We start from the raw sequence: 245 nt of genomic DNA on the forward strand, positions 1-245 counted from the left end.
ATTCTACATAATCACGATCCGCAATTGTTATGTTGCCAACACCTGCTCTAACAATTGCTTCTGCATTCGCTGCACCGAGAGCACCAGCGCCGATAATAAGCACATGCTTCTCTCTAATTTTTCTCTGTCCTTCTTCTCCAACACCAGAAAATAATATTTGTCTTGAATATCGCTCCTGCATACGATAGCCCCCTTTCTTATCCTCCTATATAAGACATTTCAATTTTCGGACGATTCTTTGCACT

Annotated in this window: 1 protein-coding gene; it reads right to left on the reverse strand. The window is 41.2% G+C overall.

Annotated features, from left to right (window positions below; all coding sequences use genetic code 11):
• Positions 1-181 (reverse strand): ThiF family adenylyltransferase (locus tag SB658_RS26665; protein ID WP_410603508.1); only part of this gene is annotated, 181 nt, incomplete at its 3' end.
• Between the last annotated feature and the right edge of the window lie 64 nt (positions 182-245).

Source organism: Bacillus sp. SIMBA_008 (assembly GCF_046535495.1).
Lineage (GTDB): Bacteria > Bacillota > Bacilli > Bacillales > Bacillaceae > Bacillus > Bacillus subtilis.